Consider the following 15,675-nt stretch of genomic DNA (forward strand, 5'->3'; position numbering starts at 1 on the left):
GCGTCGCTCGGTCCAGACGAAATCAGTGGTCGATCGGGCCCTTTGGCGAGACCAGCGCGGTGCCGGCGGTCGTCGGGCGCTCGATCAGGCGGCGCACGCGCGGCGGTTCGTCGCCGCTGTGCAGCGCCCGCACCCGTTCGGTGACGACGGCGTCGGCATGGGTGGCGCGCCGGTTGTGGCGGATATATTCCAGCCAGGTCGGCGTGTGGTAGTGCTCGATCCAGACTGCGGGATTTTCGAGGTCGCGCGCCAGCGTCCAGTTGCGGGCGCCGTCGCGGCGGCGGATGCGGCCGCGCTCGGCCATGGTGGCGAGGAATTCGGGCACGTCCTCGTCGCGAATGACATACTCGATCATGATGGCGATCGGGCCGCTGCGTGGCTTTAGGTCGAGGCCGAGATGTGGCTCCTTGAAGCGGTTGAGCGGGTCGAGGTTGAGCGCGGTCTGCTGCGGCAAGGGCAGGAGCAGGCCGATGGCGCCCCCGACGAGCATTGCGATGCTCGCTGCAATGAGCGCGGTTTCGGCGCCATGCGCATCGGCGACGACACCCCAGATCCAGCTGCCCAGCGCGATGCCGCCGAAGGTCGCCGTCTGGTAGACCGACAGCACCCGGCCGACGACCCAACGCGGCGTCGACATCTGCACGGTGACGTTGAAGTGCGACAGGGCGATCACCCAACAGGCGCCGCCAATGAGGAGGCCCGCTGATGTCTGCCAGGCATTGTGGCTGATTGCGGCGTTGAGGGCGCAGACGGCGAAGCCGGCGAAGGCCATGCGCACCATCGTCTCGCTGGACAGCAATTGCCGCAGACGCACGCTGATCAGCGCACCGCCGACGGCGCCGATGCCGAAGGCGCCGAGCATGATGCCGTAGGTCAAGGCGTCACCCTTGACGACATCGCGCGCCACCAGCGGCAACAGCGCCAGCACGGCGCCGGCGCTGAAGCCGAAGGCGGAGCCCCTGACCAACACCTTGCCGATGTTGGGCGACATGGCGACATAGCGCAGGCCGGCGCCCATCGCCGCGCCCAGCGTCTCGCGCGGCAGCGTCGAGACCGGCAGCTCCGGCGTCCAGCGGAAGAGCACGATGATGAGGCCGATATAGCTCAGCGCATTGGCGGCAAAGGCAGCGGCCGCACCGGCAGCGGCGACGATAATGCCGCCGATCGCCGGACCGACGCTGCGCGTCAGGTTGAAGCCGAGGGAATTCAGCGCCACAGCCGCCGGGAGCTTGTTGCGCGGCACCATGTCGCCGACCGATGCTTGCCAGGACGGGTTGTTGAGCGCCGTGCCGCTGTCGATCAGGAAGGTAAAGGCAAGCAGCGTCCACGGCGTCATCCAGCCGTTCCAGGTGAACAGCGTTAGAAGTGCAGAGACGACCAGCATGAAGACCTGGGCGATCAGCATCACCTTGCGCCGGTTGAAGCTGTCGGCAATGGCGCCGGCGACGAGCGCAAACAGCATGATCGGCAGAGTGGTCGAGGCCTGGACCAGCGCCACCTGATAGGGCGAGGTGGCGATGGTGGTCATCATCCAGGCGGCGCCGACGCCCTGGATCAGGCCACCGAAATTCGACACCAGGCTGGCCGACCAGACGGCGCGAAAAATACCATGCCGGAACGGCGCCAGCGCCGAGACGCGTTCGCTGTCCGGCTCGTCATCGATCATCAGACCTGTCCCACCTTCATGCGCTGGTTTCGTCCGCCGGGACGACAATCATGGCATCCGTTTGAAATAGAGCACGACATCCAAAAGGGCGAACGCCCCTTCGAAAAAGATCATGGTCCAACAACAGGGTAGCAAGGCGAAAATACGTCAGCCGGCAAGGGTTCGCTGCCCAGGGCGATGTTCTCGTTGGTCCACCGCGCCGGGTATCGGCAGGGGTGCCGACCGGGGGCGAAGTCAGCTTCTGTCGCTGGCGGCGGCATTCAGGGCTTCGGTGAGCCGGCCGGTCGTCTCGCCGCCGGCGTGAAGGCGCAGGAAAAGCTCCATGCCGACAAGCCGCAGCCTGGAAGGTTCTTCGCGCCGCGCGAACTGGATCATGTCCTCCACGCTGGCTGTGGGCCACTTCATGGCATCGCGCAGGAAACCGCCGCGCAGCAAAGTCTCGGTGCCGGCCGAAAATTCGGACGATATCTCGAAGCCGATCTTGCGCGCCTGGACGTTCTGGCGCGGAATATGCTTTTGCGCGACCTTCCGCAAAAGCCATTTTCCTGTTTTGTCGCGGTATTTATGCCGCCTCGGCAAATGTATCGCGAAATCGATCAGCCGGTTCTCCAGGAACGGGACCCGGAGTTCCACGGACGCCGCCATGCTCAGGCGGTCGTGCCGGTGCAGGATGTCCTGCAGATGTGAATAGAGGTCATAGAGGCAATGTCCGAGGAAGGCACGATCGGCGGGCGGCGCTACCGGCTGCAAGCGGTCGAAAATCTCTGTCTGGAGGAAGTTCAGCTCCGGCGACAGGGCGCGCAGGACCATGTTGCGCTCCATTTGTGAGTGGCTTCCAGCCGAGACCTTGTAGGGCGCTCGGCGCTGATGCTCGAATCTTCGGTCGAGCGAGCGCTTCGAATGCAACAGACGCCGGGGCCACGACCAGGGGCGCCACATCTTCAGGCTCAAGGCCTGTAGTGGGTAACCGCCAAACAATTCGTCGGCACCTTCACCGGTCAGCAACACCTTGACGCCGTCCGCCCGGCATTGTTCGGCAAGCGCCAGCAGCCCGACATGGCTGGCGTGCCAGCCATCGCTTTCCAGATGCCAGATTACCCTTGGCCAAAGGTCGAAAAAACGGTCCCTGTCGACTGGCACCCGGCGCAAGGGCACACCGACATGGCGGCCGGTGCGCTCGGCGTCTTCGGCCTCGCTGCGGCCGAGCTGCGGGTCGACGACATAACCATGGACCTCTGGCCTGAACCGCTTTGCCAGCGCCGTTATCAGGCCGGAATCGACGCCGCTGCTGCAGGCCGTGGCGACGCCGGTATCGGCGATGCAGTGAAGCTCGACGCTGTCCTTGAGCAGCGCCTCGAGCGTCGCCATGTGCTCAGCGTCGGAGGACACGTCGCCGGTGATGCGCGCGGTCTCCAGCACGTCCAGCACATGCCAGAAGCGGCGCTTTTCGATACCGCCGTCGGTGATCTTCCACAGGCCGGCGGGCGGCAAGCGCTCGATGCGGTCAAACAGGCTGTAGCTGGAATCGCGGCTCTGCCAGGCCAGCCGCAAGGTCATCTCGCGGCTGTCGATGTCGCGCGGAAAACCATCGCAAGTGAGGATCGCCTTGTCCTCGGAGGCAAACAGGAATCGATCCGGCATGTCGGCCACCGACATCGGCTTGATGCCGAGACGGTCACGAGCAAGCCACAGCGCACTGTTGCGGGCGTCGAAATAGGCGAAGGAAAACATGCCGTCGAACAGCGGCACGGCCTTTTCGGGACCCCAGTGATGCAGGGCTTCGAGCACGACTTCGGCATCGCTGATGGTTCGAAAGACCAGGCCTTGCGCCTGCAGTGTTTCGCGCAGCGAGCGGTAGTTGTAGACCTCGCCATTGTAGACGAGGACGCCCTGGCCGGATGCGGTCAGCATCGGTTCACGGGCGGCGGGCGAGGGGTCGATGATGGTCAGCCGGCGATGGCCGAGGGCCAGCCGGTTGCTGCTCCAGCTGTCGTGATCATCGGGGCCGCGATGCACCAGCGCCTGCATCATGCGGATGACATCCGACAGGTCGTTGGCGTCGATCGGGTTTCGCTTGCGCCAGACGCCGGCTATTCCGCACATGGCCTGCCGGTCGATGTTGCCTGGGTCATGACCCGCAATCTAGCTGGAACCAAGCAGGCTGCAAGCAGCTCTCACTGTTACGCAATTCCTCAGGGAAAGCGCTACGCGCTTTTCCCGGGAAAACCGCGACACACTTTCCTGGAATTGCTTCTAGAATCCGTTTTCGATGCGCTCGAAGATGACGTTGGTGAAGGCCGAGATCTGGCTGCCGATGAACGGGCCGGTCAGCGCCACGACCAGCATGATGGCGACGATCTTGGGCACAAAGGTCAGGGTGATTTCCTGGATCTGGGTCAGGGCCTGGATCAGCGCGATGCCGATGCCGACCGCCATGGCGACCAGCACCACAGGCGCGGAGGCGACGAGCACCGTCCACACGGCGTACTGGACGATGTCGAGCGCGTCGGCCTCGTTCATGGGAGTGCGCCTCTACGAACCAGGTCTAGCTGGCCGGCTTTATCGAAACGCCCGCGCCGACCGGCACTTCGGTGCCGTTCTGCAGCACGGCGATCAGGCCGTTGCTGGCAAGCTTGACCGAGGCCACGACGCCCGTCGTCTTGCCGTCGGCGGAGGTGATCGAGCGGCCGATCAGGGCGTCCGCCTGCGACAGCGCCGAGGACTGCATGATCTGATCGAGCTTGGTGTTGGTCTGCACCGATTGCTCAACCTGCGAGAAGGTGGCGAGCTGGGCGACATACTGCGTCGAATCCATCGGTTTCGTCGGATCCTGGTTTTTCATCTCGGCGATCAACAGCTTCAAGAACGACTGGTAGTCGACCGCTGTCTTCGACGTCTGCTGAGTGCCCTGGTTGGCGCCCGTCGGGATTGTCGTCGTCATGTCCACATTCATCAGTATTGTGCTCCCACGGCCAGTGGGCGCTTCGCGCCCTGAACATCGTCATTGCCGCCAAGCGCGCGGCGTTCGAGCGGATAAAGCGCACGGATCGCCTTCAGCGCTTCATAGATATGGTCTTCGCCGACCATGCGGTCGATCTGCTTCAGCGCGCCGTTGATCTGCTCGTCCTCGAAGCTTGCCAAAAGCAAGGGCAGCGAGCGGCGAAACATGGCGCGCGCCTCTACGGCGCCGGCCGGGTTCATCAGCATGACCTGCAGGATGAAGTAGAGCTGCTTCAGCGGTGTCGAGGCCTCTTCGGCCTGGATGACATGGTTCTCGAGCAGGAACTGGACATCGTTCATCAGCTCGACGGTGACCTTGCGGTCGACGCGGATGACGGCGCCGTTGATGTAGATCTTCTCGTTCGGCTTCAGCGATATCTTCAGCGTGTTGGTCATTGAATGCCGTCCCGGATGATCTGGGACACTTCGATCAGACCTTCGAAATTGTCGGTACGGCCCTGGCGGATGTCCTCCGCCTCGCGCAGCAGCCACAGGCCGATGGAGATGAGGTTGGCGCGCAATTCCTTGGGCAGGACATTGTCACTGGAGCCGAGATCCTCGACGAAGGTGGTCCAGACCCGGTTGGTGAAGTGCAGCGCCTCGATCGCTTCCATCGACGTGTGGCCGACAGCCGCTGCCGCCGACAGCATTTCGATCGAGCGGGTCAAAAGCTGTCGCTCGCGATCCTTCGCGTCTGTGACGGAGTCGGTCTGGATGTCGGCGTAGGAGAATTGGTACATCGTTTGGCTCTACCGTTGCGGTTGAGATTGTCAGGTCAGGTAGTTCAGCAGGCTCATCTGCTGCAGGCGCGCGGTCAGCGCGAAGGACGTCTCGATATGCTGTGTCAGATCCGCGACGCGGGTGGCGGCTTCGGCCGGATCGACGCCTTCCAGGTCGAGGATATGGCGTTCGAACAAATCGACCTGCGTCTTCATGCGGTCGCTGGCGTCAGACACGCGCTTTTCGGCAAGGCCGGTCTCGGCCTGCAGCTGGCCGAGCCCGCCCAGCGCCTCGCCGACCATCGCCTGGGCGCGGCCGACGACGGTGGTTTTTGCCGCATCGCTGAGGTTGCCGGAGAGCAAGCTGGTGACCATGGCGGAAGCCATGGCGAGTTTGCGGATGCTGTCGTCATTGGCGCTGGCCGAGGTCTGGGTGGTCTCGCCGAGCGAAATGCGGCTGACGATCTGCTGGTCTGTGGCATTCGACCAGTTGGCCTGCCAGCCTGCGCCCATGAACTGCGGCACGACATTGCTGGTGATGAAGCTGTCCATCTGGGCGGCGGTGATGTTGGCGGCGAGCGGGTCGGTCTGCGTGAAACCGAAATAGGAGGCGAAGGAAGCGTCGAATGCCGCCTTGGCCGGTGAGCCGGTGGCGGTGAAGTCGTCGATCGGCTTGACGTCGGTGTTGGTGCCGGCAAACAGATATTCGCCGTTGACGCTGGCGTTGAGGATCGAGGTCATCTGCTGCACGGCGGCCTTGCCGGCTTGCTGTGTAATGGTGCTCGAGGAATTGCCGGCTGCGGTCAACGCGGTCAGCAAATTCTGTGCCGTGTCGGAAAGCTGGCCAAGCGCATCCTGCGTCGAGGAAAGCCGGGCGGTGACCAGCGAATTGGAATCGATGATGACGTTCAGCCGGTCGAGATCGCGCGAGAAGGTCACCGCCTGCGAAGTGCGCGCGCCAAGCGCCAGACCGACATCGGCGACCGTGCCTGTCGTCGATTCCTTGGTGGCTTTGACGAGTTCGGCCTGCATGCGCATCTGCTGATAGCGCGCGGCGTTGGAGAGGGCGGCTGAGGAGACGGATGTGGCTTTCATGGCTTATCCCACGGCATCGAGCAGAGACGACAGCATGTCGTCGACGGTTTTCATCATGCGCGCCGAGGCCTGATAGGTGTGTTCGAGGTCGAGCAGCAGCGACATCTCCTGGTCGACATTGACGCCGGTGTCGTTGGACAGCGCCTCGGCAGTGCGCGATGCCAGCGCTTCCTTGGCATCGGCGTTGGTCGAGGCCTGCTGGCGCTGGCCTTCGAACCAGCCAATGGCATTGGCGGCGTAGTCGGACACGCTGGAGGTGACGGTGATGCCGGCCGAAGGGTCGAAAGGCATCGGCTTGTCGAGCTTGTCGCCATAGCCGATCAAAAGCTGCGAATAGGAGGCGTTGCCGTCGGTGTTGGCGATATAGGCGGCACCATTGGCGCCACCGTCGCGCAGCAGAACCGGATTGCCGCCGACGCTCGGATCCATTGCGGCGTTGACTTTGATCGAGCCGGCAAGGCCGTCGATCAGCGTGCCGGCGGCTGGAATGGCGGGTGCACCAGACCAGGTGAACAGGCCGGTTCGGTCGGGCTGCGAAGGTGCTGTCTCGGCAAAGGCGGTGATGAGGCCGCGCGCGACCTCGTCGAGCTGGCTCTGCATGGTCGCGGCGACGCCGTCACGCAAGGTGATCAACCCGGCGAGCTTGCCGTCGGCGCTGGCGTTGCCGCCGGTGCCGGCGCGGACCGGCACATTGTCGATATAGATGGTGTTGCCGGGCGTGCCGGCGGTGTAGCCCGCCGACGGCGTGAAGCTGACCGAGCGCGGAATGGTCTCGAACAGCGTCGTGCCGTCCTTGGTGGTGATGACCATGTCGTTGTCGCCGCGCGTGAAGGTCGACACCGGTACATAGTCGGCGATCTTCTTCAAAAGGGCGTCGCGCTGGTCGAGCGCGTCGGACGCGTCCGTGCCCGAACGGGTTGCGGAGATGACCGCCTTGTTGGCATCCTGAAATTGGCTGAGCAGCGATTTGAGATCGTCGACGGCCGTCGATATCTCGCCATCGGCCTGGGTGCGGAAATCCTGGATCGCGTCGGTGCCGTCGTTCAGCGCGCGCACCACCTGCTGGGCCGCGTCGATGACGCTGGAACCGAGGTTCTGGTTGGATGGAGTGGAGGCGTAAAGCTGCAGCGCGTTCTGCAGATTGCCGATCGCGGTCGAGGCAGAGGAGGCGTTGTCGACGCCGTTGACGGCAACGGCGAGGCGGTCAATGCCGCTATAAAGCGTGCTCTGGCCGCTCCAGGCCGATTGCGCGCTGAGGTTCTGGCGAAACAGCAGGGCGTTGGCGGCGCGCTGGATCTCCACCGAGCGGGCGCCGGGCGCGCTGCTGACGATGACCGCGGTGCGGCGGGCGTAGTCGGGATTGCTAGCGTCGGCAATATTACGGGAAAGGACGCTGGTCTGCTTCGATGTGGTCTGAAGAGACTGCTGGGCTATGGTCAATGCGGAAGTCAGCGACATGCGGGTCTTTCACGAGGCCAGTGAGGAGGGGATGACGTTTCTGCCCTGTCGGCGGCGTCAGCGTTCGGAAACCTCCAGTTCCAAACCACACCAGCCGGTTTGCCGGTGTGGCCTTGAATTCGAAATCCGCGCACCGCGCTGCTCCGGTTTGGGTTCATCCCACTAGCGCCCGTCGTTTATCTCTTCAGGTTGACAAGGACGTCCATGAGGTCGGAACCGGTCTGGAATACTTTCGAGTTTGCGGTGTAGCTGCGCTGCGCCGCGATCATGTTGGTCAGTTCCTCGGCGATATCGACGTTGGAATTTTCCAGCGCGCCGGAGATGATGCTGCCGAGCTTGCCTTCATTGGCAAAGCCGATGCGCACGGTGCCGGAGTCGGTGGATTGCGCATAGACGTTGCCAGGCAGTGCGGTGAGGTTGTCGGCGCTCTGGACGTCGGCCAACGGGATCTTGAACAGCGGCTTGGTCGAACCGTCCTGATACTGGGCGTAGATGACGCCGTCCTCGCCGATCTGAATCTTTTCGATCGTGCTGGGAGCGTTGCCGTTGACCTTCGCTTCGGAGACGGTGAAGCCGGTGCCGAGCTGGGTCAGCTTGGACAGATCGAGATCGAGCGACGCACCGCCCGGTACGGGTATCGTAATTGAGTCGACGGCGCCGGTGAGCTTGCCGGTGGTGGTGTCGAAGGTCAGATTGGCCGAAGCCAGCGCGCCGCCCGTATAGGGGAAGGATGTGCCGGGCGTAGCCTTGGATTGGTCGAACACCGAAACCGACCAGGTGCCGGTGCCGGTGTTGGTGAAATAGACGTCGAGCAGCTTTTTGTTGCCGAGATTGTCGTAGGTGACGATCGAGGATTTCGACGTGTACTCTGCCGTCGCGCTGTTGGTGGACGGCAGCGGACCGGCGGGCGGGGTGGCGCCCGCGGGCAGATTGGCGTTGAAGTTGCCCGAGGTGCTGGGTGTCGCCGTCATTTCCTGGTCGGAAATCTCGACAGGAACCAGCCCTTCGAAACCGTTGGCGGTGGCGGCAGGTGTGCCGTTGGCGTAGCTGTAGGCCATCAACTGGTAGCCGGCGGCGTTGACCAGCCTGCCCTGGGCGTCGGGAACGAAAGCGCCGGCGCGGGTGAGGAAAGGCGTTCCGCTTGGGTCCTGGACGACGAAGAAACCGTTGCCGTTGACCGCCAGGTCGGAGACCGAGGTTGTGTACTGAAGCACGCCTTGGGCGCTGATGGCCGAGCGGATGGTGGTGTTGACGCCGCCAGAATTATAGGCGCCACCGACCTGCGGCATGATCAGCGTCGAAAACTCGGCCGAGGATCGCTTGTAGCCGGTGGTGTCGGAATTGGCGATGTTGTCGGCTGTCGTCGACAGGCGATTGGCCTGTGCGTTCATCCCGGAAACGCCGGTCCGCATCATTCCGTAAAGGCTCATCGAAACGTCTCCTCAATGCCCATGTCTGTGGTCGCGAGGGTATAATTTCTGTCTTGCGCGAAGCTGGCGCAGACCGCCATCAGAACACCAGCCGGTAGCCGAGGAAGCGCTTGGAATCGATCGGGTCCTGGCCGAGCTTCTCGCGCAGTTTCTTGCGCAATTTGCTGATGTGGCTCTCGACCACGTTCTCCTCGACCTCTTCGTCGAAGATGCCGTAGATGGCGTTGAAGACCTGGGTCTTGGTGACACGGCGACCGCGGTTGCTCGCCAGATATTCGAGGATGCGGCGTTCGCGGCGCGGCAGTGGCAGCGGCTGGCCATCGATCTCGGGATCGCGGCCGTCCATGAAGATGCGCATGGCGCCAATCTCGGTGTAGCTGACGTCCTCATGGGCGCGGCGGCGGATGGCGGTGATGCGGGCCAGGATCTCTCTGATATGAACCGGCTTGCGGATGACGTCGTCGACGCCGCTCTCGAACAGCCGCAGCGTATTTTCAAGCGAGTGCTGTTCGCTGAGCGCGATGACCGGAGCGCCGGTGCGGTCGCGGATCTGGCGTGGCGAGATGGCGCCTTCGCGGCAGTCGCCGATGAGGAAGGCGCGGACCGACTTCAAATCGGTGTCGGCAGCCGATGTCACCCACTCGCCGAATTCGCCAGGTGCGAAGCCCGCACAGGCGACCCCCTCGCGATCGAAAAGGGAGTTATACCCCTCAGTTACGAGCTCACGCTCGTCAACGATTACAATCATCGGCCCCGCCTCCGAATCAGATCATCTGCCCCGTGGGAAGAGGCGTAACCGGTGGCGGGAATCCTGAACAACCATCATTTCTTGTAGCTATTTTCTTGGGAGTTATTTCGGGTTTCGAAATAACAGCAGTCACGAAGTTGTATCGTTGGCCGCCGATACCGGGACGTGCCGGGGCACCGGCAGGGTCGCGGCTTGCGCACATCTGCGAAAGGCGGATGCATCTATGGGTTGCAGAAGGCGCGGGCGTTCGGCGTCCATTTGCCGAAGCCGGTGGCGACCATGTTGGCTATGACGCGGCAGACATAGTATTTCTGCGCGGGATCATTGTCAGGGCCGGCGTGGTAGCGGGCGACGGCCATCGACCAACTGACATGACGTGCATGCAGGCTGGCCAGGAAGCGCGCCGCGTAGTCGACATTCTGGCGCGGGTCGAGCATGTCGTCGACACTGCGAAAATGCGATGCGTGATAGTGATGGTTGATCTGCATGCAGCCGAGGTCGATGAGCGTCTTGCCCTCGCGCCGAGCCGCTTCGAATGTCGCCAAGGCCTCGGCGCGGCTCTTCGGAAAGACGGCTTTTCCTTCTATATTCAAGGCATTAGGCTGAAGGCTGCCTTTCTTGCCGGTCTCGGTAAGTCCGACGGCATAGAGGATGCCGGCCGGCACGCCATAGCGATCGGCGGCGCGCAGGATCTCGGGCTCGCAAGGGTTGGTGGCGGCGTTGGCCGATGCAGTGCCGAGGCTAGATAAACATATCGTCGCCAGCACGCTCGCGAACAGGCGCTGCAGGGCGACCGAATTCCTGTGCATCGTCATTGCGGTTTCTTCCCGACTGCTGGCCGCCCGAACCCGCATTGTTGCCGCTCGAGTTCCCGGGCTGAAAAGCAGACTGATCGCGGCCTTGCGGCATCGCCTGGGAGTTCGCTGCATCACTGCGCGCCGGAGCGTTGACTGCTATCGAGGGTTGCAGAATGGTGACCTTGTCGACATCGAAGCCGAGCCCGCGCAACGACTTCACTATAGCGTCGCTATCGGTGGTGAGGCGGCGGTAAGCCTCGTGGGTTTCGGGCTTCAATTCTATCGAAAGTTGTTCCCCGGCGAGCCTGAGACTGGCAGTGACCATGCCGAGTTCGGCCGGGTGAAGCTCGATCTTCAATATATGTGTCGGAACGGCAACAGAACCGGCCGTCTGGGCGGTCGTCGACGGCGTCGAAACCGCTTGCCGCAGGCCGTTGTCCGAAGCGAGAGCGTCGATCAGCGCCGACGTCGTCTGGTTCATCGGGCTTTGCGCCGGCGCCGGGAAACTCTGCTCGGCGACAATGTCGACGCGCCCGGCGGACGGCGCCTGTTTTTCGGATGTGGACGTAGCGGCGGAATGGGCTCCATCGACGGCCTTCGTCGACGGCGCAGACCGTTTTGCCTCAGGTGCCGAAACGTCGCTTGCCGTCTGGTCCGCCGGCAGAAGAGGTGTCGCGCCATCTTGGTTTGGCAGCTTGCCTGACTGGGGTTCGATCATGGCCAGCTTTTGCCGCTGATCCTGTGCGGAAACGTCAGCGCCGGCTTTGACCCGTTCGGGCCGCGGCGGTGTGTCGAGACTGTTGTCGGCGCCGGATGCCGTGCGGAATTTCTTCAACGACTGAGGCGGCGTCTGCGCAGAAACGGTCTCGCCGTCGAGCGCCGGCTGTTCAGCGTGTCCATTCGTGGCGGCGTCGTTCCCGCCTGTCCTGGCCGCCGAGAAACGGCTGATGTCATGCAGCGCTATCAGCAACGGCAGATGGTCCTGAAGGGCGAGGGTGTCTGTGCCTTGTCCGGTCGCCTCAGCGTCAGCGGATGTCTTGTCCGGACCGCTGTCGACAGGGCCCTTTGCGGCTTTCCCGACAACCGGTTTGGAGGCAGGCTTGCCCGTCTCTGCGTGCGCAGTCTCGCCCTTGACGGGATCGGCCGCGCTGCGCCGGGTCCAGCGTGGCTCGTGCGGCGCGGCCTCTGTTTCTCCCTGGCCTTTCTGCGTCGGCGCATTGTCGTCGCCGCGCACCAGTTCACCGAAGCTTTTGTCGTCGCCCTTGGCGTTCGGCGCGGTCTGCTTCGATCCAGCGTGCACGGGCGCAAATCCCGGCAGGGCCTGGCCAACATTGGTGGTCATTTCGGGGCTGCTCCAAGCATCTGGTCGATCAAATCGAGCTCGCGACGCGTCTTGGCCATGGCGGCGTCGGTGGGATCGGCGGGCTCGGCGCCGGCTGCAGGTGCCGATGCCGGCACGACAGGCGCCGCATCGCTGGCGGTGGCGACAGAAGGCGCCTGCGGCCCCTTGGTCTGAGGCGTACTCTTTGCCTGCGCGGCTGGCTCGACTGGCGCCTTCGGCTTGTCGGTTGCGGCCGGTCCGCCCGATGCCGCTGCGGCTGGCGGCTCAGGCATTGCACCTTCGATCGGCGGCAGTTCGGGCTCATCGGGGTTTGCCGTAGCCGCGGTCTTGACCGGCTCCTGTCTGGCCGCGGCAGGCGCGGGCTTGTCGGCAGGCAGCGGCGCCGGCGGCGCGATCACTTCGCCGGCCACGGCCTGCGCGGCGTCGAGCAGGTCGCGGTCGCTTTGCGAAAGCTGGCTGCGATCGATCTTGTCGAGCTTGGCGCGGACCTCGTCGATGGTGCCCGACGTCACCGTGGACAGGCTGGAATAGAGCTGGGCGCGCGGGTCGTCCTGATTGTGGATGCCGTCGCGGCCCTGTTCGGCCCTGGCCGAGGCAAAGGCGGAGAGGTCGGCGAGGCCGTCGATCGCGGCACGGCGGGCAATGCGCAAGTAGATCACCTTCTCGCGCTCGGGATCCATCATTGCGGTGATGTCGGCGAGCTTGTCCTGGCTGATCGCCATATGGAGCGTGATGACGCCGGACACGAAGGCATCGGCAAACTGGCTGGCATAGGGCGAATAGAGATAGTCCTCGACATACTGCGTCGAGGCGAGCGCGAAGCGCGCGCCATCGCCTTGCGCGGCGGCGATACCGACCGAGCGGCGCAGCGCTGCTTCCTCGACCAGCGTGCCGGGGCTGAGCAGGCGAGCATCGTCGAGCAGGGCAAGTGCTGCGGCCGGTTGCTCGGTGGCGAGCAGTGAGCCTTTGACCAGCGCCAGGAAGGCGCCGAGATCGGCGGGCAGCATCATCGGATCGATCGGCTTCAGCGCCTCGATCGCGGCCGCCGGGCGGCCGTTCAGATAGTCGATAATGCCCTTGGCGATGGCCAGGCTTTGTGGGTCGGTCTTGGCGCGCGACATCGCCACCTCGACTGTGACGGGGTTGCCGCCGCTCATGCCATAGACCAGCAAGGCGCGAAAATTCTTCGGGTCGCTGAAGTCCTGCGCGTCCGCCGCGCGCAGCTTCGTGTCGGTCATCTCGAGCAGCTTGGCCTGCATCGGCAACGCGGCATGGTCGCCGGCGGCGATGCGGTCCTGCACCAGCTGCAGCGAGCGCACCAGCTGATAGGGCTGCAAGCCGTCCTCGGCAAAAGCTGCGGGCGAATGGACAGCGCTCAGCAGCAGCAGGCCGATGGCGCGGCCGATGATGGCTGAGCGCCTCATCCGTCGGTCGCCATCAGGATCTCGATGCGGCGGTTCGCGGCAGCCATCGGGTCGGCTGCAATTTTCGGCTCGCGGTCGGCGAAGCCGGCGACCTCGGTGATGCGGCGCTCGTCGACGCCGCCGCGCACCAGCATGTAGTAGGCGGAATGGGCGCGCGCCGTGGACAGCCGCCAGTTGTCGTAAGTGTCGCTGCGGAACGGCCGCGCATCGGTGTGGCCGTTGATGCTGATCGTGCCTTTCTGCTCGTTGACGATGCGGCCGATCTTTTCCATCGCCAGCACCAGTTCACGGCGCGGCACTGCCGAGCCGATCTCGAACATGCCGAAATCGAACTGGTCGGTGATCGAGATGACGACACCCTTGTCGGTGGCCTCGACGGAGACGCCGTCGTGCAATTTGTCGCCTGGCTTGAAGGCCTCGGCCAGTTCCTGCTTGACCAGTGCCGCGGCCTTGACGGCGGCGGCACTCGGCGCCTTTTCCGCGGCTTCGGGCTTGGGTGCGGTTTGTGCTTCGGCGGCTTCGGCCTTTGCAATTTCCGCCTTTTCGGCTTCAGCCTTGGCCTCTGCTTTGGCTTCCGCCTTTGCTTCAGCTTTGGTCAGCGGCTTGTCGGATGCGGGCTTCGCCAGCGGCTCGAGCGGGGCCGCGGTCACTGGCGGCGCCGGCGGCACGGCCTTCACTTCAGCCACTTGCGTCTGTGCCGCTTTGTCGCCGGGCTTGAGCGGATCGCCTTCGATCTTGCTGCGTTCGGCGGTGGCTTCGGCACCGGGTGCCGCCACCTGCTGCGACCAGAAATCCGGTGCGAACGGGTCGCGGTAGGATTGGCCGCCCGATGCGCCGGTGGCCGGGCCGGACGCCTGCGCGCCGCCATCGCCCTTCTCGCTGACATTCTGCATGACGCCGGTATCGGTGGCGATTTCCGACAGCACCGCATAGGGATCGGCAAACAGATGCTCGTCGGAAAGATCGGTCTTTGGCGCCGATTCCTTCGGCTGCTTCTTGTCCGAGGTGCCTGCGCCGCCGATGCCGTCCTGTCCGGCCTTGCTGGTCTTGTCCTTCGGGTCGTCAGCCGTCAGCCCAACCTTGCTCGGGCCATCGCCGAGGTCTTCGAGGCCCTTGCGGCTGGCGTTGCGGTCGACCAGCTTGACCGGGTTGAAATAGCTGGCGACGGCGGCCTTGGTCTGCTCGTTGGCGGCATTGATCAGCCACATGACGAGGAAGAAGCACATCATGGCGGTCATGAAATCGGCAAAGGCGATCTTCCAGACACCGCCATGATGGGCGTCGTCGTGGTCGTCGTGGCTGCGCCGCACGATGATGATTTCGTGCCTGGGTTCTGCAGCGTCGGCAACGCTCATGACAATTCCCCGTTCATGAGAGGGCCTCGGACAAGGCGGAAGACCATTCGGCAATGCGGGTTTCGAACACCGCCTCGTCAATGGCGACGGTGAGGTCGAAGCCGGGCGCCTCGACGAAGTCGAGATTGGCCGCGCGTGGGCCGAGCGAAGCCTTCAGCGTCTCGAATAGCGACAGCGGCCCGCGTACGGCGATGCGCACCGCCTCGCTGTCGCCGACGGCTTCGCGGATCGTGCCGGCAAGGGCTTCCAGCGAACGTTTCTGCAGATCGTCGCTGATTATGCCGCCAATGATGCGGGCAACGGTGGCGCCGACGAGCTCGCTGACCTTCGCCTCCATGGCGTCGATACGGGCAGTGACGGCTACGCCGACATCGCTGCCGAAGCTTTCCAGAAAGGCCCTTGCTTCATCGGCATTGGCCTGGATCTGCGCCTCGAGCGCTGCCTGGTGGGCGATGGCAAGGCGGGCTTCAAGGGCGGTTTCGGCATCGATGACCGCTTCGGCGATCAGCGCGCCGATGTCGGCCTGCGGCGCCGGCGTCTCCGGCCTTGGCTCGGCCTTGGTCGCGAGCGGCGGCTGGCCGGCGCGCTGGGTGCGTGCGCCGAAATCCGGCAAAAGGTCGAAAAGCGCTGCCGAGACCATG

General features: G+C 64.1%; 15 protein-coding genes. All 15 read right to left on the minus strand.

Annotation, left to right across the window (positions count from 1 at the left end):
• Positions 1-22: 22 nt before the first annotated feature.
• The 15 genes from AC1D1N_RS22550 to AC1D1N_RS22620 all read right to left on the minus strand — a co-directional run bounded on the left by AC1D1N_RS22550 (position 23) and on the right by AC1D1N_RS22620 (position 15,674).
• Positions 23-1,666: an MFS transporter gene (locus AC1D1N_RS22550; RefSeq protein ID WP_436261214.1), complete on the minus strand. Its 1,644-nt coding sequence runs from the start codon at positions 1,664-1,666 to the stop codon at positions 23-25.
• Positions 1,667-1,900: 234 nt separating this feature from the next.
• Positions 1,901-3,769: an asparagine synthase (glutamine-hydrolyzing) gene (gene asnB / locus AC1D1N_RS22555; RefSeq protein ID WP_477351124.1), complete on the minus strand. Its 1,869-nt coding sequence runs from the start codon at positions 3,767-3,769 to the stop codon at positions 1,901-1,903.
• Between the two features lie 150 nt (positions 3,770-3,919).
• Complete coding sequence (gene fliQ, locus AC1D1N_RS22560; protein ID WP_192254461.1) at positions 3,920-4,186, minus strand: flagellar biosynthesis protein FliQ; 267 nt, start codon at positions 4,184-4,186, stop codon at positions 3,920-3,922.
• 25 nt (positions 4,187-4,211) lie between these two features.
• Positions 4,212-4,619: a flagellar hook assembly protein FlgD gene (gene flgD / locus AC1D1N_RS22565; protein ID WP_192254459.1), complete on the minus strand. Its 408-nt coding sequence runs from the start codon at positions 4,617-4,619 to the stop codon at positions 4,212-4,214.
• A complete protein-coding gene (gene flbT / locus AC1D1N_RS22570; protein ID WP_112559318.1) occupies positions 4,619-5,062 on the minus strand; it encodes a flagellar biosynthesis repressor FlbT in 444 nt (147 codons plus the stop codon). Before flbT ends, flgD begins: the two co-directional genes overlap by 1 nt.
• Positions 5,059-5,406 (minus strand): flagellar biosynthesis regulator FlaF, encoded by a 348-nt coding sequence (flaF, locus tag AC1D1N_RS22575; RefSeq protein WP_112559319.1) that lies wholly within the window; start codon positions 5,404-5,406, stop codon positions 5,059-5,061. Before flaF ends, flbT begins: the two co-directional genes overlap by 4 nt.
• 30 nt (positions 5,407-5,436) lie before the next feature.
• Positions 5,437-6,480, minus strand: a complete 1,044-nt coding sequence (locus AC1D1N_RS22580) for a flagellar hook-associated family protein (RefSeq protein ID WP_477351127.1) — start codon at positions 6,478-6,480, stop codon at positions 5,437-5,439.
• 3 nt (positions 6,481-6,483) lie between these two features.
• Positions 6,484-7,938, minus strand: a complete 1,455-nt coding sequence (gene flgK, locus AC1D1N_RS22585; protein WP_477351129.1) for a flagellar hook-associated protein FlgK — start codon at positions 7,936-7,938, stop codon at positions 6,484-6,486.
• Between the two features lie 176 nt (positions 7,939-8,114).
• The gene (locus tag AC1D1N_RS22590; protein ID WP_352586310.1) at positions 8,115-9,368 is read right to left on the minus strand and encodes a flagellar hook protein FlgE; all 1,254 of its coding nucleotides are present in this window, start codon (positions 9,366-9,368) and stop codon (positions 8,115-8,117) included.
• Positions 9,369-9,447: 79 nt separating this feature from the next.
• Positions 9,448-10,116, minus strand: a complete 669-nt coding sequence (locus tag AC1D1N_RS22595; protein ID WP_112559323.1) for a response regulator transcription factor — start codon at positions 10,114-10,116, stop codon at positions 9,448-9,450.
• A gap of 221 nt (positions 10,117-10,337) precedes the next feature.
• Complete coding sequence (locus tag AC1D1N_RS22600; protein WP_477351249.1) at positions 10,338-10,925, minus strand: transglycosylase SLT domain-containing protein; 588 nt, start codon at positions 10,923-10,925, stop codon at positions 10,338-10,340.
• Complete coding sequence (gene fliK / locus AC1D1N_RS22605; RefSeq protein ID WP_477351131.1) at positions 10,858-12,255, minus strand: flagellar hook-length control protein FliK; 1,398 nt, start codon at positions 12,253-12,255, stop codon at positions 10,858-10,860. The genes AC1D1N_RS22600 and fliK overlap by 68 nt, the downstream gene beginning before the upstream one ends.
• A complete protein-coding gene (locus AC1D1N_RS22610) occupies positions 12,252-13,679 on the minus strand; it encodes a chemotaxis protein MotC (RefSeq protein ID WP_477351133.1) in 1,428 nt (475 codons plus the stop codon). Before AC1D1N_RS22610 ends, fliK begins: the two co-directional genes overlap by 4 nt.
• Positions 13,676-15,034, minus strand: coding sequence for a MotB family protein (locus AC1D1N_RS22615; RefSeq protein WP_477351135.1), 1,359 nt, complete (start codon positions 15,032-15,034; stop codon positions 13,676-13,678). The genes AC1D1N_RS22610 and AC1D1N_RS22615 overlap by 4 nt, the downstream gene beginning before the upstream one ends.
• Positions 15,035-15,047: 13 nt before the next feature.
• Complete coding sequence (locus AC1D1N_RS22620) at positions 15,048-15,674, minus strand: hypothetical protein (protein ID WP_477351137.1); 627 nt, start codon at positions 15,672-15,674, stop codon at positions 15,048-15,050.
• Between the last annotated feature and the right edge of the window lies 1 nt (position 15,675).

It is taken from the genome of Mesorhizobium sp. P2_B5, assembly GCF_056404775.1.